18 protein-coding genes are annotated in these 24,698 nt (G+C 42.6%); 3 read left to right on the top strand and 15 right to left on the bottom strand.

The features are described from left to right. Positions 1 to 99: 99 nt before the first annotated feature. Positions 100 to 1,308 (bottom strand): transglycosylase SLT domain-containing protein, encoded by a 1,209-nt coding sequence (locus Q0890_RS00240; RefSeq protein WP_299215973.1) that lies wholly within the window; start codon positions 1,306 to 1,308, stop codon positions 100 to 102. A gap of 870 nt (positions 1,309 to 2,178) precedes the next feature. Then, a complete protein-coding gene (locus Q0890_RS00235) occupies positions 2,179 to 3,006 on the bottom strand; it encodes a Nif3-like dinuclear metal center hexameric protein (RefSeq protein ID WP_299215970.1) in 828 nt (275 codons plus the stop codon). A 312-nt stretch (positions 3,007 to 3,318) separates the two neighbouring features. On the opposite strand from Q0890_RS00235, the gene Q0890_RS00230 reads away from it, so the two are divergent. Further along, positions 3,319 to 4,677, top strand: a complete 1,359-nt coding sequence (locus tag Q0890_RS00230; RefSeq protein ID WP_299215967.1) for a trypsin-like peptidase domain-containing protein — start codon at positions 3,319 to 3,321, stop codon at positions 4,675 to 4,677. A 93-nt stretch (positions 4,678 to 4,770) separates the two neighbouring features. On the opposite strand, the gene yfaE is transcribed toward Q0890_RS00230, so the two are convergent. From yfaE to Q0890_RS00190, 8 genes are all read right to left on the bottom strand, one after another. After that, entirely contained in the window at positions 4,771 to 5,037 is a 267-nt protein-coding gene (gene yfaE / locus Q0890_RS00225; RefSeq protein WP_299187604.1) for a class I ribonucleotide reductase maintenance protein YfaE, read from the bottom strand. Positions 5,038 to 5,115: 78 nt separating this feature from the next. After that, the gene (gene nrdB, locus Q0890_RS00220; protein WP_299215965.1) at positions 5,116 to 6,249 is read right to left on the bottom strand and encodes a class Ia ribonucleoside-diphosphate reductase subunit beta; all 1,134 of its coding nucleotides are present in this window, start codon (positions 6,247 to 6,249) and stop codon (positions 5,116 to 5,118) included. 235 nt (positions 6,250 to 6,484) lie between these two features. After that, positions 6,485 to 6,853, bottom strand: coding sequence for a hypothetical protein (locus tag Q0890_RS00215; protein ID WP_299215962.1), 369 nt, complete (start codon positions 6,851 to 6,853; stop codon positions 6,485 to 6,487). Between the two features lie 38 nt (positions 6,854 to 6,891). After that, a complete protein-coding gene (locus Q0890_RS00210; RefSeq protein WP_299215960.1) occupies positions 6,892 to 7,179 on the bottom strand; it encodes a type II toxin-antitoxin system RelE/ParE family toxin in 288 nt (95 codons plus the stop codon). Next, a complete protein-coding gene (locus Q0890_RS00205; protein WP_299215957.1) occupies positions 7,169 to 7,471 on the bottom strand; it encodes a type II toxin-antitoxin system Phd/YefM family antitoxin in 303 nt (100 codons plus the stop codon). Before Q0890_RS00205 ends, Q0890_RS00210 begins: the two co-directional genes overlap by 11 nt. Positions 7,472 to 7,547: 76 nt before the next feature. Beyond that, positions 7,548 to 8,675, bottom strand: a complete 1,128-nt coding sequence (locus tag Q0890_RS00200) for a hypothetical protein (RefSeq protein ID WP_299215955.1) — start codon at positions 8,673 to 8,675, stop codon at positions 7,548 to 7,550. 133 nt (positions 8,676 to 8,808) lie between these two features. After that, positions 8,809 to 11,085 carry a class 1a ribonucleoside-diphosphate reductase subunit alpha gene (gene nrdA, locus Q0890_RS00195; RefSeq protein WP_299215953.1) on the bottom strand — a complete coding sequence of 759 codons (2,277 nt, stop codon included), beginning with the start codon at positions 11,083 to 11,085 and terminating at the stop codon, positions 8,809 to 8,811. Positions 11,086 to 11,601: 516 nt separating this feature from the next. Further along, on the bottom strand, positions 11,602 to 11,997 hold the full coding sequence (locus tag Q0890_RS00190; protein ID WP_299215947.1) for a DUF493 domain-containing protein: 396 nt from the start codon (positions 11,995 to 11,997) through the stop codon (positions 11,602 to 11,604). 312 nt (positions 11,998 to 12,309) lie between these two features. Here Q0890_RS00190 and Q0890_RS00185 point away from each other — a divergent pair, with 312 nt between their 5' ends. Beyond that, on the top strand, positions 12,310 to 13,236 hold the full coding sequence (locus Q0890_RS00185; RefSeq protein WP_299215945.1) for a bestrophin family protein: 927 nt from the start codon (positions 12,310 to 12,312) through the stop codon (positions 13,234 to 13,236). A gap of 76 nt (positions 13,237 to 13,312) precedes the next feature. On the opposite strand, the gene Q0890_RS00180 is transcribed toward Q0890_RS00185, so the two are convergent. The 5 genes from Q0890_RS00180 to Q0890_RS00160 form a co-directional block, all read right to left on the bottom strand. Beyond that, positions 13,313 to 14,776 carry a di-heme oxidoredictase family protein gene (locus Q0890_RS00180; RefSeq protein ID WP_299215942.1) on the bottom strand — a complete coding sequence of 488 codons (1,464 nt, stop codon included), beginning with the start codon at positions 14,774 to 14,776 and terminating at the stop codon, positions 13,313 to 13,315. 181 nt (positions 14,777 to 14,957) lie between these two features. Further along, positions 14,958 to 16,619, bottom strand: a complete 1,662-nt coding sequence (locus Q0890_RS00175; RefSeq protein WP_299215939.1) for a chromosome condensation regulator RCC1 — start codon at positions 16,617 to 16,619, stop codon at positions 14,958 to 14,960. Between the two features lie 254 nt (positions 16,620 to 16,873). Next, positions 16,874 to 18,784: an RNA polymerase sigma factor RpoD gene (rpoD, locus tag Q0890_RS00170; protein ID WP_299215936.1), complete on the bottom strand. Its 1,911-nt coding sequence runs from the start codon at positions 18,782 to 18,784 to the stop codon at positions 16,874 to 16,876. 453 nt (positions 18,785 to 19,237) lie between these two features. Continuing rightward, a complete protein-coding gene (locus Q0890_RS00165) occupies positions 19,238 to 21,391 on the bottom strand; it encodes a CHC2 zinc finger domain-containing protein (RefSeq protein ID WP_299215933.1) in 2,154 nt (717 codons plus the stop codon). 329 nt (positions 21,392 to 21,720) lie between these two features. After that, positions 21,721 to 22,905 carry an outer membrane protein assembly factor BamD gene (locus Q0890_RS00160; protein ID WP_299215930.1) on the bottom strand — a complete coding sequence of 395 codons (1,185 nt, stop codon included), beginning with the start codon at positions 22,903 to 22,905 and terminating at the stop codon, positions 21,721 to 21,723. 609 nt (positions 22,906 to 23,514) lie between these two features. Between Q0890_RS00160 and Q0890_RS00155 the strand changes: the two genes are divergently transcribed. Further along, entirely contained in the window at positions 23,515 to 24,696 is a 1,182-nt protein-coding gene (locus tag Q0890_RS00155) for an RluA family pseudouridine synthase (RefSeq protein ID WP_299217941.1), read from the top strand. The last annotated feature ends 2 nt before the right edge of the window (positions 24,697 to 24,698 follow it).

The following is a 24,698-nucleotide window of genomic DNA, read 5'->3' as shown; positions in this document are numbered from 1 at the left end:
TTCAAATAGGTATTGCTGAATTAATCGTATCGCACAAAAAAGCTGCTCTTAAATAAGAGCAGCTTTTTTGTATTTCCTTTATTCTACAAACTCATATGTCTAGACCATACGAGTTTTAATCGTTTCAAGATAGCTTCTGATATTACTGACATAATGCATCGCCTGCCCATAACGGCTATTAGAAGCTCTATTTTCTGATAAATATGTATAGACGTTCGCCCAGCTTTTATCATCGATACCGGCAGCATTCAATTTGCGCTGTATACGTTTGACTGCATTAGGGCCCATGTTATAAGCGGCAAGTGCAAACCAGATTCGATCAGTCTTTGGCACATCAGCGAAGTCAGCCTTCATCTGTTCTAAATAACGAGCGCCGCCGCCGATACTTTGATAAGGGTCAACACGATCTGAGACCCCCATTGCTTTTGCAGTGTTATTAGTGAGCATCATCAAACCACGTACGCCTGTCGGCGATACGGCATTGGCGTCTAAATGCGACTCTTGATAGCCCATCGCCACTAGCAGCTCCCAATCATGGTTATAATTACGAGCTTGTTCTTCAAAGGATGATTGATAATCAGGCAACTTTTCAGTCAATGTCTTTTTAAAATGATCTTGACTGTAAGCATCTTTTAGTAAGTTTTGATTATAAAACGCGGCAAGCTTTTGTGTGTTTTCAAGCTTGATACTATCACATAAGAAGTAACTGGCTTTTTGTGATAACGGATCATCGGCTTGGTTAAATGTCCAGCTGACTTTAGGATGTAAGCCATTCTTTGTTAGGCTGGCATCATAGCCGCAACTAACATTAACTGACGACAAATTCAGCTGACTCTTTAGCTGCGTACTCGCAGTCGTCAATGCCATATCAGCGTCACCTGATTTTATTGCTCTCAATGCTGCCTCTTCGCTAGCATAAGCCTTCAAATCAATCTCAACGCCTAGCTCGTCAGCATAACTACGTATTAAATCAAAGCCAAAGCCGTGCTGAAAGCCATCGGTCGCAAAATAAGTGCTGTCTCCTGGGACAGCTGCGATAGTAAGAGTCTCCTCAAGCATCACCTTAGCATAGGCTGGTACTGTTGAATCCATCGTAATCAGGCTCTCAGCAGGTAAGGAGAGAAGGGCAATACTAGATACTTGTGCCATTTTTTTTGTTTTAGCAAAACGGTTCAATTTGGTAGGGGTAACGGATGAAACGAGGTTACTTTTGGTGTTAAGTGAGCGCTTGGATGGACGCAGTAAATAAGAAATACGACGTTTGGCACCTTGCGCAGATACTTTTACACGATAAGTAATACGCTGCATGGATGTCTCCTAATATTAGCCATCCTGCTTACCAGGGAGCTGCCATCGTCTCAATGTGTACATAAGTAATAAATAAACATTTTGAAGGCAGCTTAGGTGTTATACAGCTCATTAGTCTAAATTGCTAATACAGATCTTAGTGTTATGAGCGCTACAACACCTTGATTAATATAATAATTTTATAAAACCGCATAATAAGCCGTATGCTACCGTTCTAAGCATGTCAAAAATAACATCGCTTAAATAAAGCTACACAGATAAAGACAAAGAATAATGACAGTTATGTCACCTTTATCAATAATGGCTGAAAATACACTTAAATTATTATATTAACTATAGGTAAGGTCATGAATAAGTTATTGAGACAAAAATAATAAGCATGCGGTAAAATCAAACAATACGATAATATCTAACCGTTTGATTTTACTTGCAATATTACATTGTCCAGCAGTCTTGATAACGAATCATACGAGCTTTGAGACATCAGTTACTTATAATGTAAATGACATCGCACCTCATAAGATCGAATTATACAATCGTTGCAACGTCTCGCTAAAAAGTATCAAACGTAATTTATAGTAAATGTACGCATTATTATTTAATAGCTAGGCGTTATAACCGGAGGCCATAGTAAATGGGAAGTTTCATGACAAAACATTCTCTCGCTAGTTGACTTTATAGGGCTTAGAAGGCATTATTCAAGTAAAGTTAATTAAAGAGTGATAAAACTTAACAATTAAGTAATAGACGGTCAAAAACAGCTATTATATTCATATAAACGAATAAATTCTATTTTATCGTCAGTCGGGCGGTACTACGTCAATATTTTTTAAATGGGCCTTACTTTTAAGAAAGTTCTACGGCGTAGCGTTAAGCAGGGTTATCGATATCGATAAATGTCACTGGTAGTCCAAAGTGCTTTGCAACTATTTCCCCAAGCGCCTGAATACCACCCCGTTCTGTCGCATGGTGGCCACAAGCAAAGTAATCAATCCCAAGCTCTCGTGCGCTATGTGTAGTACGTTCAGATATCTCGCCAGACAGATAGGCATCGCACTCCATTATAGCGGCCTGCTCAATCATATCTTGCGCACCGCCTGTACATAAGCCGATACGCTCGATCAGTTTTGCGTTATTTGTCTCATCTTCGTTTGTGAAACGACAATCGCTTGAAATATGTAGAGGCACGCGGCCTAGTGCCTGAGTAATCGTTTGAATTAGAGTTTCAGCACTTTGCGGCGCACAAATAGCGATATTGCCCACAGGATGGGTTTCATGAGGGTAGAGTGCTTCAGTGATCGTCAGTCCTAGCATCTCAGCGAGCTTGGCGTTGTTACCGATGATAGGGTGCGCATCAAGCGGTAGGTGATAGCCAATCATCGAGATACCATGCTGCATCAATTTGCGAATACGCTGACCCTTCATACCAGTGATAGGCTCAGGTTCACCTTTCCAAAAGTAACCATGGTGCACCATAATCGCATCAGCTTTCGCCTCGATAGCAGCATCGATCAAGGCCTCACAAGCAGTAACGCCGGTCACAATACGTCTGATAGGCTGCCCGCCATCTACTTGCAATCCGTTTGGCGCATAGTCTTTAAAAGCATTTGCAGATAAATAGTCATCGCAAAACTGCGTTAACGCTTGGGCAGTAATCGCTACATTTGATAAGTCGTGTGATGGGTCTTTTGCTGACATTGGGTGTCCTTATGATTTAAGTTGAGATTATTGTTTTAGCTGATTTTGTTTGAGCCAATTTAACAATCATCGTTCATAAATTTGTAGTAATCATTTTAGCATGATGTTGCAAATGAGTAGATAAACCCCATAACTGAAATGGTACACGATACGTTACTATTTTGATGTATGGACAGTTATAATTTACATACGTGAGCCTACTCGATGAATAGGTTTTGACGGGTTGTGTGGTACTTAATAGCAAGCAAAAAATAGTCGTCATCCCATTGTATTCAATAACGTCTGTTTGATTAAATTTATAGAGGTTTATATATGTCGTCATCTCCAAACACCAACAACAAGGCAACGCTGTGGAAGTGGTTACCTTGGGTTTTATTGCTGGTAATAATTGCAGCGTTTGTCTGGTTGTTTATGAGTATGAAGACACCATCGAAGACAGCGTGGGAGCCACCAAGAACGACCGCGGCTGAGCAAGAAGCTATAGCACCTGCATCTGATAAACCTGAACCTATTGACTCGTATCATAATGCGGTCGCTCGTGCCTCGCAGTCGGTGGTCAATATCTATACCACTCAGACCATGGCCGAACATCCTTACATGGATGATCCTGTGTTACGTCGCTTTTTTGAGTTCCATGGTGGGCCACAAGGTCAAGGGCAAGGGCAAGGGCCAACCAACCTTGGCTCTGGTGTCATCGTGTCGGAGGATGGTTATATCGTTACCAATGCTCATGTGATCGAAAAAGCAGATGAGATTACGGTGGCTTTCAACGACGGGCGTAAAAATCGAGCCAAGGTCATCGGCACGGATCCCGATAGTGATTTGGCTGTGATCAAGGTCGATATGACAGGGCTGACGCCGCTTGGCTTTCGTGAAGAGCCTAGCCGCGTTGGTGACTTGGCATTAGCCATTGGTAATCCGTTTGGTGTCGGTCAAACGGTCACCCAAGGAATTATTTCGGCAACTGGTCGTACGGGTCTTGGGGTCAATAAGTTTGAAGACTTTATTCAGACTGATGCTGCTATCAATCCTGGTAACTCGGGCGGGGCACTTGTCGATGCTCGCGGTGAGCTGGTCGGTATTAATACAGTGATTTTTTCGCGCTCTGGCGGTTCGATGGGGATTGGCTTTGCTATTCCAACTGCCATCGTTGAGCAAGTCATGAATGCGCTTATTAAAGACGGTAAAGTCAGTCGCGGCTGGTTAGGTATCGAAATTCAATCACAATTGCGTGATCCAACGCGCCTTGAAACATCGACAGGAGTAGAAGTCTTAAATGTTGTCGCTCAAGGTCCCGCTGCCAAAAGTGGCCTAAGAGTCGGTGATGTTATTTTAACCATTGATGGTATCGAGATGACAGATGCCAATACTTTGATTCAGTATGTGGCGCGTAAGGCACCAACGACTGAGCTAAACGCTCAAGTACTGCGCAACGGTCAAAACAAACAAGTTAAGATTATGCTCGAAGAGCGCCCTGTGCAAGAAGTCGTAGAAGTTCAGACACCCAGAATCTTGCATGACGACAGATTAAACGGTCAAGGCGGTACAGGGGCTCAAGGTGAAGAGCATTACTATGATGATCCAGATGCGCCGATGATGTCAGAAGAAGAGCGCAACCGTATGCGTGAAGAGCTGCTAAAACTGTTTGAACAAGATACCGCGCCGCAATAAGCAAGACAGACATAGCTATTAATATAAAAGCGCGCTATTTTATCTAAGGTAGCGCGCTTTTTATTGGGTATTTTTATTTTCATAAATGCGTGGTCATTTCACGATAGGCTCATGATTGATATAAATCACCCCTTGCACACGGCAACAGCAAGGCAGGATTTCATCTTCTTCGATCATAGCAAGCGGTGCAAACGGATAGTCAACCACATGTGAGCTGGCTATGCGCTTGACTCGGCAGCTACCACAATAACCTTCACGGCACTGATAATTGACCTCGTGCCCTGTACGCAGCAGCCCATCGAGCAGGCTTTCATCATCATGCAAATAAAACTGTTTTTTACTGGTCATTACCCAAGTCATAATCTATCCCAGTAGTGCTCTATTATCGTTGTATCCATCTACGCAAAGCATATTCTAGTTTTAAGACTCAAAACTCTCTTAAAGCTCAAAATCATCAAAGTCGCTTTCTGATAGATCCGAATCAATCTGCCCGACCAAGTATGAGCTGATCTCCGTCTCTTGCGGGGCAACTTGTACGTTATCAGACGACAACCATGTGTTGATCCATGGAATCGGGTTTGATTTTGAGTTGGGGAACGCTGATGGTAAGCCAACCGCTTCCATACGCAAGTTCGTAATGTATTCAATATATTGGCAAAGAATGTCTTTATTTAGACCGATCATCGAGCCATCTTTAAACAGATAGCTGGCCCATTCTTTTTCTTGCTCGGCCGCCTTGCGGAATATCTCTACACTTTCTTCATAGCACTCGCTTGCAATCTCGACCATCTCAGGATCGTCTTTACCGTTGCGCATTAAGTTAAGTATATGCTGCGTGCCAGTTAAATGTAGCGCCTCATCACGAGCGATAAGCTTAATAATTTTGGCATTGCCTTCCATCAATTTGCGCTCAGCAAAAGCAAACGAGCAGGCAAACGACACATAAAAGCGAATGGCTTCTAAGACATTGACCGCCATGATGCACAGGTACATCTGTTTTTTGAGCGATTTTAAATCGACCGTGATTTGCGCGCCATTGATATTATGCGTACCTGGCCCGTATAGACTGTATAACTGCGAGTTACGATACAAATCATCATAGTATTTGGCAATGTCGGACGCACGCTCTAAAATGTGCTCATTTTGCATGATATCATCGAACACAATACCCGGGTCATTGACGATATTACGAATGATATGAGTATAGCTGCGCGAGTGAATGGTCTCGCTAAACGACCATGTCTCAATCCACGTCTCAAGCTCAGGAATCGATACCAGCGGTAATAGCACCACGTTTGGGCTACGGCCCTGAATAGAGTCGAGTAGGGTCTGATACTTGAGATTGCTAATAAAAATATGCTGCTCATGCGAGGACAAGTTACCAAAGTCGATGCGATCGCGTGAGACATCGACTTCTTCTGGGCGCCAAAAAAACGACAGTTGCTTTTCGATCAATTGCTCAAAGATAGGGTGTTTTTGTTGGTCGTAGCGGGCAATATTGACCGGCTGACCAAAAAACATCGGCTCTTTAAGGGCATTGTTTGGCGTTTGAGAAAAAATCGAGTAAGTCATGGGACTGCCTTTATAAGTTTTACGGTTGTTAATCAAAAGTTTGAAAGTCTATTTTTAAAAATATAGATTTAAAAGTATGAGCAAAAATACAGTCGATACTAAACAAAATGGTTACGTTATTTAATGACGCGAAACTGGTATAAATTTTTCTGGCTTGCTGTGCCTGCGCCGACAGAGGCTGCAAAAAATTTATCCCAGTCTCGCTGTATCTTTGTTATATTGCACTAACTATACATCATAAATTCTCTAGTGATATCTGTGATGACTCTTGTCCATCATTCATATAAGCTTTAAAAATCTCACTAAGCTCACTATCATCGAGCGCTTCCAATTCATCAAGTGCGCTTTTGCGTAGGGTACTGACATCCGTATCTTCCGCTGTTTTTGTATCTTTTTTAGCGGGTCTTGATGTTGGTTTTTTGGCTGCTTTTGCCACGCTTTTTTTGGCGACGGCTGTCTTTGGCGCTTCATCTGCACTTAACTGCTGACGCACCGCTGCAATATCAACCTCGACTTGTACGATATGCGAGCTACCATCGTTTAGGTCGGAAAATACGTTTGGGATAAACAAACCACCGTCTTTGATGATTGCGGTATAGTGCACATGACCTCCGTCGTTCTAGTTCTGTCTGTATGTTTTAATTATGGCTGACGCGTTGCTAGGCTGTCATATACCTTATTGTTTTCTCTTTTGCCGACTGCCAATACATAAACCACCACCACATCATCTTTGACTGTATATACTAGACGGTAACCTATGGTGCGTAATTTAATTTTATAAGTATCTGTGTGTCCAGAGAGTTTTGATGCAGGCACATGAGGGTTTGATAATCGCTGCTGTAATTTTTTTTTAAACTGTTGCTGAATACTTGGCGCTATCTTTTTCCACTCTTTTAACGCTAAGGGGTGAAACTCAAGATCATAAGTCATCCAATGTTACCTTTATAGGTATTTGCCCATCATTAATTCGTGCATTCACAGTTTGGCTCAATGCCATATCGTCCATTGCTTCCATCATGCGCTCAAAAACGTCTGATGAAACTAAGTACGCCACGGGTTTGTTGTGGTTTAAAATAGCAATAGACTCACCGTCTGACTGTTTAATCAGTGCCGAAGGGTTATTTTTTAGCTCTGAGATACTGGCTGTTTGTGTCGCAAATATTGGTTGCATGACGTATTCTCCGTTAAAATCAAGCTCTAAATATAGGGCTAATTTTAGCATGAAAATTAGGTCTTATTTGCTATTGTATTAAATTTAAATATTTTGATACTATCGGTGCGCTAGGCGTACCCTACAACTAATCTGACTTCCTATTAAAAAGACCAATCATAGCTGTTAACTGTTCTAGTCCATCAAAAGTTGTCGGTATATTTTCTTCCGTAGCAACAATAGGAGCAAAAATTATACTCTCAAATTTGTCAAGACTTCCTTTCATATGTTCTTTTCTAAGACTTTCAGTACCTGTGTCGTAACTATGAATAAACTGACATAAGGTTAAGCGTAAGTCTATTTGAAGAATTTGCGATTTAATAGATTTTATATTCATTAGAGATATTCTAAAGAAATAAAGTATTATTAGAATAATTAAGACGGTGGAAACAGTAGTTACAATAAATGCGAGGTTATCAAAATTATCACTTCTTAAATAACTAATAGACCAGAAAAATTTTGCAGTTAATGCTATTATTATAGTTACCATCAATGAATAATAAGCCCAGTTTTGCGTTTCCAGCTCCCTAGCTTTTTGTTGTTTAAGGTTTGTGAATCCTTTTGATAAACCAACAAAGTTATATTCAGATTTTTGTTCGTCTAGTGATTCCTGTATTATAGCGATCTCAGTTTTTAATTTATCGCTTTCAACAAGTTTCTCCTTTATGAAATCTTGACTATTTTTTAAATCTTGAAGAGTATTAAGATGCTTATTCAAATGTTTGTTGAATAATTCTTTCGGTACTATGAACCATAAGTATGTTATTCGTTGAAAAAAATCTCTTGATAAGCAGTCATTTTTAGAGTTTAATCGATCTATGAAAAATCTTAACTGTTTTAATAATTCTATATCTGTAATTATAAAACTTGATTCATAAATATCAGCGTATAGAGCTATATATATTGCTTCTAATACTGTCTCTTCAGGACGACCATCAGTCTCTTCATTATAAACTTCCCATAAAGCTTTATTATCATACGATAAGAAGTTTTCACTAAGAGCTTTATCAACGCTATCCCATCCATGAAATGTTAATTCTTTTTCATCTAAACGTGTTAATTTTTCAATATTAATATCTGATAGAATATCCATAATAACGCCAATTATCTTTTCCTCTCTATCGTAAGAATCATGGCCTTTTATATATTCTTCAAAGTATTTTTTAAGATTGTCTCTTAATATTTTAAAGTCACTACTTCCATATTTAAAAATCATTTTTAATTCTTCTATAAAAGATAGTTGGAAATAACGGATTCAACTTAAGAGTCAAACCCGCCATCCATCAGAAATTCTATTCAAAGAAATTCTCTTGCGAACCTAAAATTGACATGCAATTTTTTAACGGTTCTCAAATCTTACATGCACCACCAGCACAATCATCTTCCATATCCGCTTGAGCGTCGTTCGCACCATCACGAGTATTATGGTAATACAACGTCTTCACACCCATTTTATAAGCGTTTAGCAAGTCTTTTAGCAATATCTTCATCGGTACGCGACCACCTTCATAACGAACGGGATCGTAGTTGGTATTGGCTGAGATACTTTGATCGACGAACTTTTGCATAATAGCGACCAGCTTGAGGTAGCCGTCATTGTTTGGCATTTGCCACAGTAGCTCGTACTGATGTCTCAGCGTACCAATATCAGGGACAACTTGCTTTAAGATACCGTCTTTTGACGCTTTGATAGAGACCAGACCGCGTGGTGGTTCGATACCATTGGTCGCGTTGGCAATCTGACTTGAGGTTTCAGATGGCATGAGCGCTGTTAGGGTAGAGTTGCGCAGACCGTGAGTGGTAATCTCAGTGCGTAGCGTTTCCCAATCGAGATGTAGCGGCTCTTGGCAGATGTTATCCAAATCTTTTTTGTACGTGTCAATTGGTAAGATACCTTGTGAGTAAGTCGTCTCGTTAAAGGCCGGGCACGCGCCTTGCTCTTTTGCCAACTTGTTTGAGGCTTTCAAGAGATAATACTGCAATGCTTCAAAAGTTTGATGGGTCAGACCAAGCGCACTACCGTCTGAATAGCGTACGCCATTCTTCGCTAAGTAATAGGCATAGTTGATGACACCAACGCCCAGCGTACGGCGGCGCATACTGCCGTTTTCAGCGGCTTTGACAGGATAGTCTTGATAATCGAGCAAGGCATCGAGCGCGCGGACGATGAGTTCTGCTGGCTCTTCGATGTCGCTCACATTCTCGACTTTACCCAAGTTGACCGCTGATAGCGTACAAAGCGCGATTTCACCGTCTTCGTCGTTGATATTATCAAGTGGCTTGGTCGGTAGCGCGATTTCCATACATAGGTTTGATTGGCGAATCGGAGCAATGCTCGCATCAAATGGGCTATGGGTGTTGCAGTGGTCGATATTTTGAATATAAATACGTCCAGTGCTGGCGCGCTCTTGCATCATAAGACTAAATAAGTCAGCCGCTGGCACTTGACGCTTACGAATAGATTCATCCTGCTCGTATTTGGTATATAGCGCTTCAAATTTGTCTTGATCTTCAAAGAAAGCATCGTACAGGCCAGGAGTATCACCTGGAGAGAATAGCGAGATGTCTTGTCCTTTGATCAGACGGGTATAAAGTGTTTTATTAATCTGAACGCCATAGTCCATATGACGAACGCGGTTGTCTTCGACGCCGCGGTTGTTTTTCAATACCAGTAATGACTCAACTTCTAAATGCCAGAGTGGATAGAATAATGTCGCCGCACCGCCGCGCACGCCACCTTGTGAGCAGCATTTAACTGCTGTTTGAAACAGTTTATAAAAAGGAATACAGCCAGTATGCTGCGCCTCACCGCCACGGATAGGACTACCAAGGGCACGGATGCGACCAGCATTGATGCCGATACCAGCACGCTGTGAGACATAACGCACGATGGCACTGGTGGTGGCATTGATAGAATCTAGGCTATCACCACATTCGATCAAGACGCACGAGCTAAACTGACGCGATGGGGTACGCACACCCGACATGATAGGCGTCGGTAGAGAGATCTTGAACTGTGAGGTTGCATCATAGAAACGCTTCACATAACTCAAACGCTCAGCTTTGTCGTAGTTGGCAAACAGACACATACCGACCAGCATATATAAAAACTGCGGACTCTCATAAACCGTCTTGGTGACACGATCTTGCACGAGGTATTTGCCTGCCATTTGTTCAACGGCTGCGTAGGCAAGGTTCATATCGCGCCAGTGATCAAGGTATTCTTCTAACTCATCAAACTCGCTACGGCTATAATCGGCTAGGATATGCTCATCGTATTTGCCAGAATCTGTAAGAGTTTTAACGTGATCGAATAGGTGCGGCGGTGTAAATTTGTTATAAGCAATCTTACGCAGATGAAAGATGGCCAAACGTGCGGCCAAATATTGATAGTCAGGGGTGTCTTCAGAGATAAGGTCGGCCGCTGACTTGATGATGGTCTCATGAATGTCACGAGTCTTGATACCTTCATAAAACTGAATGTGCGACTTAAGCTCAACTTGTGAGACTGACACATTATCCAAATCATGAGCTGCCCATGCGATAACCTTATGAATTTTATCTAAATCAATAGGTTCTAAACGTCCGTCGCGTTTGGTCACTTGAATCTTATCGATATGTGTCATGTTACCCTCTATTATTGATTGCTGATATGTACTTTACGTCGATTAAATCTCGCAAAGTTTTTTATTCTGCTATAACAAGGTGTTACGACCACTGAAGGTTTTTGGACAACAGTTTGCCGTAGCACATAGTGATGAATAAAATCACCGAGCACTAGATATAGCGTTTGTATTAGTAAGTAGGCACAATATAGCGGGAAAATTTTGAAAATGCTATATTGATTTTAGAAGAAAACTATGTTGCTACAAGGTAGTAGCATGTCCAAAATTTGGCAAAGGACGATGGGATAAGGGTTAGACGCGATTGTCTCAAATAATAAAATTTTTTGTAAAAAAGTGGTGATGACTTTATTTTTATTAGTCGACAATTTCTTGATTATTTATAGATAGAATCGAGTCAATCATCGCGGTGCTGATTGTACAGTAGACCCAAAAAAATCGCCACCCATATGAGTGACGATTACGATATTAAAATGCTAAATTTGGTTTTAAATATTGATCTACGTTTGCGGATATATTTTATACGACCATGCGCACCGTTTTAGCGTTATCAAGTGCGGCATATAAGTGGTTGACTTGCTCAACTGTCGTCAGGTATAAGTTGACACGCACTGAATGAAAGCGCCCTGTCTTTGAGGGTTTGACATCTATGGAGGCCAAGTCAAACTCAGGGAACTGACTGCCAAGGATCAGCTTGACTTCGTTAAGCAAAGTCTCATGTTCGCCTTCATGACCGATAATGCTCATAGGGTAGTCCATCGGGAATTCCCAAAGCTCGGGGTTTTGTACGTCTGTTTTTTTGCCTTTTAAGATACCGTCATTAGCGACTAACTCAGTGACTTTGACGTCTTTTTTAGACGCATGGTCTTGCTCGCTATGGTTTTGATTGCTGGTGTCTTTTGGGTCATCACTCATGATGGAATCCTTATTTTTTATGGAAATATTGGCTTGTACCGTGTTTTCATCACATAAAAAACCTGAGACGCGCTCAGCTCTTTGGTTGATGTCATTTTTAAATGAGTACATTTTTTATGTGCGGTCGCTGTATTCACTATTTATAGTGGCATTTGAATATTATTCAAGTACTGTGTTGCCTGTGACAAGACATTATAAAAGGATAGTCGGTATTAGCAATTTAAAATCTTTTCATCAAGCATTAGCTATATTATGATGCAGCATAGTTTTATTTATAACAGTATTTACAGACAACCTCGCTAGGAAGCTGACATGATTGTCCGGCAAACACCCAATGCTCTCAAGATATTTTTTACCCTTCGCGGTTCAATCATTCCAAAGATCTATCCGCAGATTTTATTGGTTACTTTGCTAAGTACGCTCATAACCGTTATTCAGCATGAGTTTTCACGCTCTTTTCCCTCCTACACTATGGCGCCTTTTACGGTGTTTGGGATCGCTTTATCGTTGTTCCTTGGCTTTCGTAATAATGCAAGTTACCAGCGTTGGTGGGAAGCACGAGGATTATGGGGACAGCTGGTTTATGAAGCTCGTAGCTTTAGCCGTCAAGTACTCTCGTTTATAGATGAAGAAGATGAGCGCGGGCGGGACACTCAGCGATATATGATTTATCTGACGATTGCTTTTACCCATGCTGTACGCCATCGACTTCGTGGTACTGCGCCTTGGCAGGATGTTGAGCGTTTTGTGGCGCCTGCCCATCATGCCGGCATGCGTCAGACGCAAAACCTGCCGGATTATTTGATGCGATTGCTGGGTCAGCGACTTGGTGATAGTCGGCGTCAGCGCTTAACATCGGAGCAGATGATACAAAACATGGACGAGCGCCTTACCTCCATGACTATCGTCTTAGCCGCCTGTGAGCGCATTCATAATACGCCCTTACCATTTGCCTATATGCTTTTGGTACATCGTACGACTTATCTATACTGCTTTATGTTGCCTTTTGGCTTGGTTTCTTCACTGGGCTGGTTGACTCCTTTTACCTGTGCTGTGATTGCTTATACCTTCTTTGGTTTAGACGCGCTTAGTGAAGAGTTAGAAGAGCCGTTTGGTTTTGCAGCCAATCAGTTACCTTTGACGGCTTTGTCACGCACTATCGAAATCAATTTGTTAGAGGCACTGGGAGAAACCGACCTGCCACCTGATATCGCCCCTAAAAATGGCTATCTACCATAGCCAAGTACTTAAAAGCCAAGTACTTAAAAGCTGGGTACTCAAAAGTTAGATGCTAAAAAACTAGGTGCTCGAAATTTCAAATGCCGTTTAGAAATGACAGTAATATATTTTTTTGCTCAACAGACAACTGCTCAAAACGTGTTTTTGCACCTTCTGCTTCACCGCCGTGCCACAGTATCGCCTCAGTCAGACTGCTGGCGCGACCATCGTGCAAAAAACGCGCGTCCGAGTCTTGTGCGACGATTCCAATACCCCATAACGGCGGTGTACGCCATTCAAAACTTTCAGCATTCTTTTCTTTTACGCCATCATCAAGTCCTGCGCCCATATCATGAAGTAATAAATCGGTATAAGGATAAATGGTTTGTTGTGATAACAATGGAAAACGATCACTATCGCCAGTCTTTTGTTTGGGCGTATGACAGCCAGCACAGCCAACTTGAGTAAAAAGATTAGCACCTTGATTAAAAGTTGATAAATTGCTCACCCGCCGCTCAGGAACTGCAAGCGCGGTCATAAAGTCAGTCACAGCATCCAAACTGCTGTCTGAGACCTCTGGCGTACCGCCATTGGCGGCTGTCCAACAAATTGGCTGATTAGCGGTACAGTTAGGGTCCATAAATATCGAAGTGGTTAAGCCCATATCTTGCGACATGGCGTTGGCGTTTTGGGTATGTAGACTTGAATTAATCGCTTTCCAACCAAAGCGGCCAATTCGCTCATGAACACCTTCGTTAACCCAGTGCACACGGCCACTGATTCCATCTTTATTGTCATCGTTAGCATCGGCGGCAGCGATAATACTGGCGTCAGGGATAAGATTAAGTAAGCCCATACCGACCAGTTGCGGCGAGATACGTCCGCTAATAGCGGTATCTCCTAAAGGTTGGTTGGGGTCCGTTGGGGTAAAGTTGAATCTGATACTTTTAGAATTTTTATCGTCTTCAACAGTAGCGATATAGCGCATTTTACCTTCGGTAGCGATACTGGCGTCGATACTTTGATGCTGCATTTGCTCACCATAATAAGCATGAGCCAGTCCTTGTTTATCGCCTAGTCTAAATAAAATGGCGTCGCTTAGCTCACCGTCGTTAGCATAGATAGGTTTGCGTCCCTCTGCGCTATGGCACTGAGTACAGGCATTGGCATTAAACAGTGGCCCAACACCATCAAATAACACGCGGCCTTGATTGGCGGGCGTCCATTCGGTGATAAATAACTCACGCCCTGGCGAAACACCGCCTAAGGCACTGCTTGGAAGGTTGGGCATGATCTGCAAAAACGGCTGCGAGATATCAGCTGTGATAGTGGCGCTGCCGCCTGCTGGTAGCCAATCGGTATCGGCTTCTGTCTCATCAGGTGTATTTGATGAGGGAGGATTGCTAGGCAAGCTGGGGCTGCTAACTGTATTATCCTCATTATCGTCTGAGCCACCGCAAGCGCTCAGTATCAAGGTCGTCGCTAAGCAGAGCAGGGCATTACGCATAGTGGGTAGTGCTGATATGGGTAAAATGGTTGGTCGATGGAGGCGACAAGACATGGGATTACCTAAAATAGTCATAAATCAGTACAATCAAGTAGTGAATAAAAAAGAGTAAGCTTGATCGCTAATTAAAAAGGGCGACATAAAGTATGCAGCCCCTTTTTTACTTAACGATTATGTTTTTGTAGGTCTTTATAAGTGTTAATCAGCAAGTTTGAAGGACATAAGCCGTCGTTGTTTATAGCTGACTTGGCAAGTTCACAGGGATAGGGGTGTTATACATCCAGACATGCGTGGTGTCTTTGTTACCCAATGAGCCCTCAAAGCTCCAGCCCCACGTAAATAAAGAACCATACTGAAGAGTTGGACTGTTATCTTGGTTGAGCGACTTTTCATGAGCAATAAGATGCATAGCGCCCATTGCCATATTGTCGATGTTGTTTAGATTGGGCAGTTTGTCAGTTGGCTCATCTAGGTCATTATAGATGGTTTTACCTGCACCATTTGTTTCGCCAAACATGCCCCAAGGGTATACCTTGCCATCATCTAGTAAAGCGTAGCTGGCATTGCCATTAGCATAAATACGGCGAATATCTTTACCCTCGAACCATGGTAGTTTGGTAGGTGTTGCAACAATATCGTCCCAAGCTTTTTCGGTATCGCTAAATAGCTCACCGTTGTAGCCTATTTGGCTTGTGGCATTGAGTCCCCAACCATAAACCGACTCTTTATTGGTCAAAGCCAATACATGGTCACGGCCAGCGGCAAGTTGAGTGACTTTTTCTACCTCTTTAGCAGTACTCGCATCAGCTTGGGCACTATCATTCTGAGTATTTTCAATAATATTTATAAGGACAGGGGTTGCATTGATATTGACGCAGCCATTGGCACTGGTACAGGCTTCACCTTTTCCAAAATTGGCATAAGCGTCGCTACCCCAACCCCAAACTTGTCCTTTATCATCTAAAGCGTAGGAGCTGTTGGCACTGGCAACTACTTGCACGATATGTCCAATGTCAGTTGCTGCTGAGAAGTCTACTTTGACCGGTATGCTACTGCCATTTGTACTAGCAGCAGAGTCATTACCAAGCTGTCCTACATCGTTAGCCCCGAATGCCCATACACTACCATCTTTGGTCAGTACTAGATTGTGCTTGTAACCAGCTGCCACCATGAGTGCATCCTCGATACCTTGAATAGCACTGATATCAAGGCGACAGTCTTCAACTTGACTACAGCTATTACGACCTGTTTCGCCGCGTCCCAATTGCCCATATTTATCTTCGCCCCAGCTGTAAACTTGTCCGTTTTGGTCGATAGAGAGCGAATGGTTTTGATTAAAACTAACAGATACTAGGTTTTGTGGTGCATTGTTTATGAGCATCGGTGTATCTGGGTGTCCCATGACATCTGTTATTTTCGTGGTCAGTCCAAGACCGGTTTGACCATAATTGTTTCGCCCCCAACTATACAACTGTCCGTCACGAAGAGCAGCAGTATGTGAGCCACCTGCCGCGATATTATCGCCTAGATAGATGGTTTTGGTAGAGCGCATAATGTTACCAGCGTTATCTGTCGCTTCTAGGGTTATTTTATTGTGGCCCAACGCTAAAAAAATAGACTCATTAAAATAGCCTTCAGCATCGATCTTTAGCGTATGGACTGGTTCGTCATTGAGTTGATAAGTAAATGACTTGATCCCGCTGTTATCTTGCACTTGTCCTGAGACGAATACGGCGGCAACGGCACTATAACCATCAGAAAAATTGCTGTCGGTCGTCAGTAATGGCGGTGTCCCATCGATAATAGGGGTTGTCGCTTTTTGGTCATCGCCGCAAGCGGCTAACCCCAGTACAGTAGTAACAATGGCTAGTGCTCGAGCTAAATGGGATAAACGCATAAAACCTCAATAAGTGCAAAATATATGCAAAGTAGGATAAATAACAGGAAAGATATTAGAAATATTAGATGCGAATAATATTACAAATAAGAATCATTATCAATATAAAAATAAGAATGGGGATAAATATAGTAGCTTGGCTATTATTTTGTATTAAGCATACGTCTCCAACAGACACAAAAAAGCTGAGACATGCTCAGCTTTTTGGTTTAATTCTAAGAACGTTTTTATGCCTTTAACAATGCCTGAGTGAATCAGTCGTTTTCTAAGAAAGAACGCAAATGTTCAGAGCGTGAAGGATGACGCAGTTTACGCAAAGCTTTTGCCTCAATCTGACGAATACGCTCACGAGTCACATCAAACTGCTTACCGACTTCTTCTAGGGTATGATCCGTTGGCATATCGATACCAAAACGCATTTTTAGGACGCGTGCTTCACGTTCGGTCAAGTTGCCAAGTACATCACGCGTGGCTTCTTGTAGGCCAGCTGCCGTGGCGTCATCGACAGGACTTGAAATAGTACCATCTTCAATAAAGTCACCTAGGTGTGAGTCTTCATCGTCACCAATAGGAGTTTCCATAGAGATCGGCTCTTTGGCGATTTTTAGCACTTTACGGACTTTAATCTCGTCCATCTCTAAGCGTTCGCCCAATTCTTCAGGCGTCGGCTCGCGGCCCATTTCTTGTAGTAGCTGACGTGAAACGCGGTTTATTTTATTAATGGTCTCAATCATGTGTACAGGGATACGAATGGTACGTGCTTGGTCAGCGATAGAGCGGGTAATGGCCTGACGAATCCACCATGTGGCATAGGTTGAGAACTTATAACCGCGGCGGTATTCAAACTTATCCACCGCTTTCATCAGACCAATATTACCTTCTTGAATCAGATCCAAGAACTGCAGGCCACGATTGGTGTATTTTTTGGCAATAGAGATGACCAGACGCAGGTTGGCCTCGACCATCTCTTTTTTGGCACGGCGGGCTTTGGCTTCACCAATCGCCATACCGCGTGCCACATCTTTCATATCGTTAATTTCCATGTCGAGCTTTTGCTCGTAATCACGGATTTTACGTTGTAGCAAAATGACATCATCGATGACTTTTTCTAAGTTTTCAGCAAAAGCAGGCTTGCCTTTTAGGCGCTCAGTGAGCCAATCTACGTTGGTTTCGTTACTTGGGAAAGTCTTACGAAATTCAGAGCGCGGCATACGACCACGGCGGATTACCAAACGCATGATCTGACGCTCATGCTTGCGCACGTCATCATACACATCATGCATGATAGCCATGACTTGATCTGACATACGGTTATTAAGCTTCAACATCATAAAGCGGCTGGCAAGCTGCTCATAGGCTTCGTCAGCTTGTACGCTACCGCGGCCGTAATCAAGCAGTGCCTGTTTGGCTTTGATAAATAAATGCTCAATCTCTTCTAGACGCAGACGTACTTCTTCTGGATCGATGCCGCCCGTTTCTTCTTCAGCCTCGTCGCTGTCATCAACCTCTAAATCATCGCTGTCTTCATCATCGTCGTCATCTTTTTCCGCCTCAGCTTTTGCATTGGCTTTCGTTTTCATGACTAAGATTTTTTCTTTTTCTCGCTCTTTTTCTTCTTTAGCTGCAGCGATGTCTTCGTCTGTCTCAGGATCTAAAAAACCAGTAATAACGTCAGAGAGTTTCTTTTCGCCGTCATGCACTTTTTGATATTCATCAAGAACGAATTGTACCGTACCTGGCCAGTAAGCCATCGCATGCTGTACATCACGAATACCTTCTTCAATACGCTTGGCGATAGCAATCTCGCCTTCACGGGTCAACAGATCAACTGTACCCATCTCGCGCATATACATACGAACAGGATCGGTAGTACGGCCAGGCTCAGTTTCAACAGAGGCCAATACTGCCGCTGCTTCATCAGCTGCCATATCATCATCGCTTGAATCATCGTTCATCAAAATATCATCAGCGTCAGGCGCAGCCTCAAATATTTTGATGCCGACGTCAGTGAGCATTTGGACGATGTCTTCGATCTGATCACTTTCTGTAATAGAGTCAGGCAGCTGGTCATTCACCTCAGCATAGGTAAGATACCCTTGCTCTTTACCCATTTGGATTAAGGTGGCCAGTTGAGACGTGGAATTGGAAACTGACTTGTCGCTCATAAATACTCACTTGCTTGCGTCGGGCATTTTCGTAAAATAACAGACTATCGCTTGTAGGGTGCGTTGATCTAATCAGTAGATTGATCATATAAAAAGCGTAGAAAATGTCAATAATAACGAAAATGAGTTGATATGAATAAAGGCTCAAAAAACTACAATATAACGGCTAAATAAAAACTTGCTAAAAATACTACTCAAAAATAAAGCAATATGGCTATCTTTAAAAACAATGGTATTTAAAAATAGTGTGATTCAAAACGACAGCCAATATTGACAACGGCATAGTTTAACACAGACCACCGCTCTCAAGCACAAGACAGCCAATCAGTTGCTGCATATATTATAGTCAATGTGTGCTTGCCATAATCATAGATGATGGGGACAATAATCTATGTTTTAAAGGGCAAATATCTTATCTGCTATTGAATCACTTAAAATGGTCTTAAATTAAGGCTAAACGCTGATCATTGATGCAGATTGCTCTGCTTGCTGTGCTCGCATCCAATCATTTAGAAGTTGCGTCTGTTTGCGTACGATCGCAAGTCTAACATGATCCGGATTCTTGATAAGATCTTGCATCTTTTTTTGCATATGAAGCTTGAGCAGCTGCATGACTAGGTTTTCGATCAACTCATCAACACTCAAAATATTTCTTGTGGTCAAGGTCTTATAAAAAGCGCCCCAACTACGGCTTAATGTTTCTTGAGTGATAGGCTGTAGGTTTGACATGATAAAATGCGCAGCAGCGTTGGCATCCGTTGGTAAATAAAACAAGCAGCGTTTGATTGTATTGACAACATCGAGCAAAGCGGTATCCTGCAAGTCCTCCCATGCTAGCGGACGAAAAGCATCTAAAGGTGCTTTTTGCTTGATATGGGCAGGGAAGTCTAAACGATTGATACCTGCTTTTTGCCAGATTGACTCAATGGTGTCTTCTTGCAGTACGCGGGGCTGAAACAAGAAACACAGCTGCAGCTGTTGGCTAATGGTCATGTCACCATCAAAATCGAGCAGCGCGTCTTTAGCTTCAACATTTTGGCTGCGCTTACCACCCAGCTTTTGATATATATCGTTATTTAGCAGATACCGAAAACTACTGCCTTTCGGTAATGCAGTGGTCAAGCTGCGCACTTGTGACATTAGCTTGGCTTTGCCTTCTGCCAATGCCAAATCATAACGCTCACTCAAATAAGCAAAAATGTATTGTGACAAGGGTTTGGCATTGGCGATTTGTTCGCGCATGGCCTCACTGCCGTTTGCTTTTATAAAAGTATCAGGATCATGACCGTTGGCTAAGGTCAAAAACCGTAGTTCTTTATCATCAGCGAGTACTGGTAGAGCAACCTCAAGCGTACGCCAAGCCGCTTTTTGTCCTGCGCTATCGCCATCGAAACTGAGCGTTAGTGTGGGGTTTAGGGTCAGTAGACGCGAGATTTGGCTTTCATTGATGGCGGTACCCATAGAGGCTACTGCGCCATAAATACCTGCTTGGTAAAGGGCGATCACATCCATATAGCCTTCGACCACTAGCCAGTGCTCTGCACGCTGCTGGCGTGATTCGTAATAGCCATATAGTACATGTTGTTTATGAAAGACAGGCGAGTCAGACGAGTTGATATATTTGGGCTTCACATCATCGTCTAAAGCGCGACCACCAAACCCAATCGTTCGTCCTTGATTGTCTCGAATCGGAAAGATAACCCGATCACGGAGCAAATCATAATCACGTCCAGACTCTGACTGCCGTACTAAACCCAAGGCTTTAAGCCCTTCGATATCTTGCGGAAACTGATGCTCAAGATGCTGCCAACCAAATGGCGCATAGCCCAGCCCAAAAGTCTCAAAAGTCTCTTGGGTAATACCGCGAGTCATAAAATAATGCTTGGCATGGGGATGCGTGGTTAGATTGTGCTGATAAAACTGTTGAATCTGATCTAATAACTCATATAAGTTACCGTCTTGCTCAGCATGGCTACTGCTGTCGCCAGACAGTCCCATTTCTGTCTCTGTTAACCACGCCGGTGGATAGCCATTTTCACTATCGTTTTGGTACTCTGCGCCATAAGTGTCTATTGGATAAGACGTTGAGTCGTAAGCGTCTAATGGTGGATAATCATCGTACCCATTATTGTCATCGTAAGCGGGTTGGTCGTTATACCCGAGTTGACTTGCGCCTTGATTACTTAAGTTAGACACGACAGAAGGAGTATGTGCGGTCTGTGTTGGGCTGTAACGGTCCACAGTCGGACTAGGCAATGATTGTGGAGCAATAGGCTTAGGTGCTCGGCGTTGATAACTGACGTTACGTTGTTCATCTTTTGGCACTTCAATGCCAGTTTGTTTTGACAGCTCATTGACCGCTTCGATAAAGGTTAAGCTTTCATAATCGCGCAAAAAGCTAATGGCATTACCGCCGACATTGCAGCCAAAACAGTGATAAATGTTTTTTTGTGGATTGACGTAAAACGAAGGCGACTTTTCGCCATGAAACGGACAGCACCCTTTATATTCACTGCCAGCACGTTTAAGCGTGGTGTGACGACCAATGATACTGATCAAGTCAGCTTGGCTGTTTAATTGTTCAAGAATATGATTGGGGATACTCATGAGAAAGGACAGTTTATCATAGAATAATACAAAAGTTATTTTAACACTTTTATTCTTTGCAATAAGTACTTATAGATTATTAATGTATAGGTAACACACAATGAGTAATACTTTACATGAAAAAATAGCCTAAGTAGCTAAAAAATTGAACTTATGATTCATAGTCTAAATTTTATGTATTAATACATAAAAGACAAAGCTCAGCTAATGACAAAATAATAAATGAGGTTTGTTAAACCGACAAGCAAATAAGACCAACTATATAGTTGATCTTATGTTTAATAGCTCATAGACGAATGTAAGAATAGCAGAACAAGTGTAGCGAGCGTTTAGTTATTGTCGTCGTTTAACTCTATCGTATTACTATCATTTGGTAGTGTGGTACGGCGCATGGGGTTCATGTTTTGTGGGTCGACACTTGCTTCTCTGGCGGTAGAACTTGTGCTGGCCTGGTTGGTCACGCGCTCAGTTGCGCTTTCAGGTAGACCCAAACCGACATTTACACCGCTGTTGCTACGAGTTGGTGCGCCGTTGGCGGCGGGGGCAGCAGCATTGTCAGTTGGCAATCTGAGCTGAGTGGCCGCTCGAACGGTTTGAGTTTTGGTGGCGCCAGTATATGCACCGTTGTTCATGGGTACATCTTTTAAGCTTGCACGACCAAGCTGACCAAAGGTTAGCTTATTCAACCATGAGCGGTCAGTTTTGGTAGAGAGTCTGACACGGCCATCATTCGTGAGCCATTCTGGATAGTTGATTTGCAGTAAAGTTTTATACTCTTGTGCCAAATCCGTTAATCCTAACTGCTGATGGCTATAAGCAAGAATAGCGACCGCCTCTGGTACCGCTTCACTAAGTGGGTAGTATTGAAATACCCATTTGGCACGGTTAACCGCGGCGACGTGTGCTTCACGTTCGATATACCAGTTGGCTGCGGTCAGCTCACTGCGGGCAAACTGATTATAGATAAAAGTCATACGCTGCGCTGCGTCTGGCGCATATGGGCTGTTAGGGTATTTATTGATCAACTCTTGAAAATTGGCAAAGGCAATACGTAAATAGGCAGTATCGCGCTCAGATTGATCCATTTTGAACAGTTTAATACCTTCAGATGAGCCTTGCATATTGGCCACACCGCGTACGTAATATGCGTAACTTACTTGCGGATTAGCAGGATAGAGATTGATGAAACGATCTGCACTTGCTGCCGCTGTCTCAAAGCTACCACTCGCATATTGAGCATACATAATATCAAGGAGTGCTTGTTCAGCATATTGTCCCGTCGGGTAAAAAGTACGTAAACTGGTCAGATCCTCAATCGCCTGTATGTAGCGGCCTTTATCAATCTGAGTAATAGCATCGTTATAGTAATCTTGCTCTGATTTTTCAGCGGTTTCGACCGCGTCACTGTCTGTATTCGTCAGATTTTTAAAAGTCTGACAGCCAACCAAGTTTACACTTAGAGCAAGCAAGGTTACTGACGAGATTTTGATAAAGGTGTTGCCAATAGGGCGCATACTTCTTCTCCGGCACAAGGCGCACAATAGCGGTGACGCTATCGTACTAATAACAAAGTTAATGATAAAAGGCTAATTATTAAATTATAAGGTAATAACGTCCAAAACAGCAAAGCAACGAGACATAAAGTAACTAGTGGCTTGTAGTTGAACATAGCATACAGCAAAATCACGTTTACTTTATAGAATAACGTCTGCTTCGTCTATTCTTCTGTGCGCTATTTTGTAGCCAGATAGCACAGCAAAGTCTGACACAACAAATTTTGGACAGTTTAGCATGAGCGTCTTTTATGAGCGATGACAATTGTGGCTATTCCACTATAATATACAGTAAATTACGGCAACGTTATATTATAGAGAGTTACTATTATGGCTATTTATTTGGCAAATTTTTAGTAGTAAAGAAGAGATAACTGTCTGTAAGCGTAGGGGGAAAAGCGCTTAGCATGGTACACTATGACGATGTTTAACCAGCTTTTTATTGAGAGTTTAAAAGTTCTTACTTAAGCATCTAATGAATTGCGGCTTTATCGCTTTATAAAGTTAATCCTTATGACCTGCTCATTTGTGAATTGGGTCACCTACGAATCTGCTATGAATAATAATGCTATGACCACAAATATAACACCGAAACAAACGTCTGATACCGAATTGGTGGCGCAACAGTCATCTATAGAAGATGAATTGACCACCAATGGCTCAAGCCTTGATGTTGATTCGCTTGATGAGAATTTGTCTGATGATGAGCCAGCATCTGATTATGAAGAAATCAACGACGATGAAGATCAAGATGAATACGCCAGCTCTATAGCTGGGCAAGTCTTATCGCAAGTGATTGACATAACGCATACGGTAACTGAGAAGGAAGCGGGTCTACGTATAGACAAGCTTGCCTCACAGGTTTTTACTGACTTTTCACGAGTGCAGTTACAAGGCTGGGTTGGTGATGGTAGTTTGTTATATAACGGTAGCGTACAAAAGCCCAAACAACGTGTCAAAGCGGGAGATGTGATACATCTATCTACGACATTGCAGCAGCATAGTGAAGATCAGCCAGAAAATATCGCCATCGATGTCGTTTATGAAGATGATGACGTACTGGTGATTGATAAGCCTGTCGGCATGGTGGTTCATCCAGGGGCGGGCAATCAGACAGGCACTTTGGTCAATGCTTTGCTATACCATTATCCTCAGCAGCATCACTTGCCACGCGCAGGCCTTGTACATCGAATTGATAAAGATACTTCTGGTCTTTTGCTGATTGGTAAAACCAAGCCTGCGCAAATGGCTTTGATGGAGCAGCTCAAAGACAAATCTGTTTATCGTCACTATCAGTGTGTCGTAGCAGGGGATGCAGCAAGCTTACTACGTCATCGCCGTATCGATGCACCAATTGGTCGTCATCGCAATCAGCGCACAAAGATGACGGTGATGACCGCTGGACGTGAGGCCGTAACGCACTTGTTAAATGTCACACCGCTCAATGATAATTACTGTTTACTGGACGTCGGTCTCGAGACGGGTCGTACCCATCAGATTCGCGTACACCTAAGCCATATCACTTATCCGATAGTTGGAGATCGTGTCTATGGGGGACGTCGTCAATTGCGGGCAGGATTGACAGAAGCGCAGCGCCAAGCGATTGGTAATTTCCCAAGACAGGCGTTGCACGCATATACTTTGGGGTTTGTGCATCCAACAACGGGTGAGGATATCGAAGTGACTACTCCTATTCCTGAAGATATGCAAAAACTCATATCAGTGCTAACTGATGGTTATGATGACGAATAAAA

This window comes from uncultured Psychrobacter sp. (genome assembly GCF_947488565.1).
GTDB classification, from domain to species: Bacteria; Pseudomonadota; Gammaproteobacteria; order Pseudomonadales; family Moraxellaceae; genus Psychrobacter; species Psychrobacter saeujeotis.
Note: the sequence above shows the minus strand (reverse complement) of the source record. Positions and strands in the feature narration are given on the sequence as shown.

Coding starts and splice junctions, on each gene's coding strand:
- rpoD (WP_299215936.1), bottom strand. CDS start 18,784: ATGAGCGACAAGTCAGTTTCCAATTCCACGTCTCAACTGGCCACCTTA.
- Q0890_RS00240 (WP_299215973.1), bottom strand. CDS start 1,308: ATGCAGCGTATTACTTATCGTGTAAAAGTATCTGCGCAAGGTGCCAAA.
- Q0890_RS00175 (WP_299215939.1), bottom strand. CDS start 16,619: ATGCGTTTATCCCATTTAGCTCGAGCACTAGCCATTGTTACTACTGTA.
- yfaE (WP_299187604.1), bottom strand. CDS start 5,037: ATGACTTGGGTAATGACCAGTAAAAAACAGTTTTATTTGCATGATGAT.
- Q0890_RS00165 (WP_299215933.1), bottom strand. CDS start 21,391: ATGAGTATCCCCAATCATATTCTTGAACAATTAAACAGCCAAGCTGAC.
- Q0890_RS00190 (WP_299215947.1), bottom strand. CDS start 11,997: ATGAGTGATGACCCAAAAGACACCAGCAATCAAAACCATAGCGAGCAA.
- Q0890_RS00200 (WP_299215955.1), bottom strand. CDS start 8,675: ATGATTTTTAAATATGGAAGTAGTGACTTTAAAATATTAAGAGACAAT.
- Q0890_RS00235 (WP_299215970.1), bottom strand. CDS start 3,006: ATGTCAGCAAAAGACCCATCACACGACTTATCAAATGTAGCGATTACT.
- Q0890_RS00160 (WP_299215930.1), bottom strand. CDS start 22,905: ATGCGCCCTATTGGCAACACCTTTATCAAAATCTCGTCAGTAACCTTG.
- Q0890_RS00210 (WP_299215960.1), bottom strand. CDS start 7,179: ATGACTTATGATCTTGAGTTTCACCCCTTAGCGTTAAAAGAGTGGAAA.
- Q0890_RS00185 (WP_299215945.1), top strand. CDS start 12,310: ATGATTGTCCGGCAAACACCCAATGCTCTCAAGATATTTTTTACCCTT.
- Q0890_RS00230 (WP_299215967.1), top strand. CDS start 3,319: ATGTCGTCATCTCCAAACACCAACAACAAGGCAACGCTGTGGAAGTGG.
- nrdA (WP_299215953.1), bottom strand. CDS start 11,085: ATGACACATATCGATAAGATTCAAGTGACCAAACGCGACGGACGTTTA.
- Q0890_RS00155 (WP_299217941.1), top strand. CDS start 23,515: ATGACCACAAATATAACACCGAAACAAACGTCTGATACCGAATTGGTG.
- nrdB (WP_299215965.1), bottom strand. CDS start 6,249: ATGACTTACTCGATTTTTTCTCAAACGCCAAACAATGCCCTTAAAGAG.
- Q0890_RS00180 (WP_299215942.1), bottom strand. CDS start 14,776: ATGTCTTGTCGCCTCCATCGACCAACCATTTTACCCATATCAGCACTA.
- Q0890_RS00205 (WP_299215957.1), bottom strand. CDS start 7,471: ATGCTAAAATTAGCCCTATATTTAGAGCTTGATTTTAACGGAGAATAC.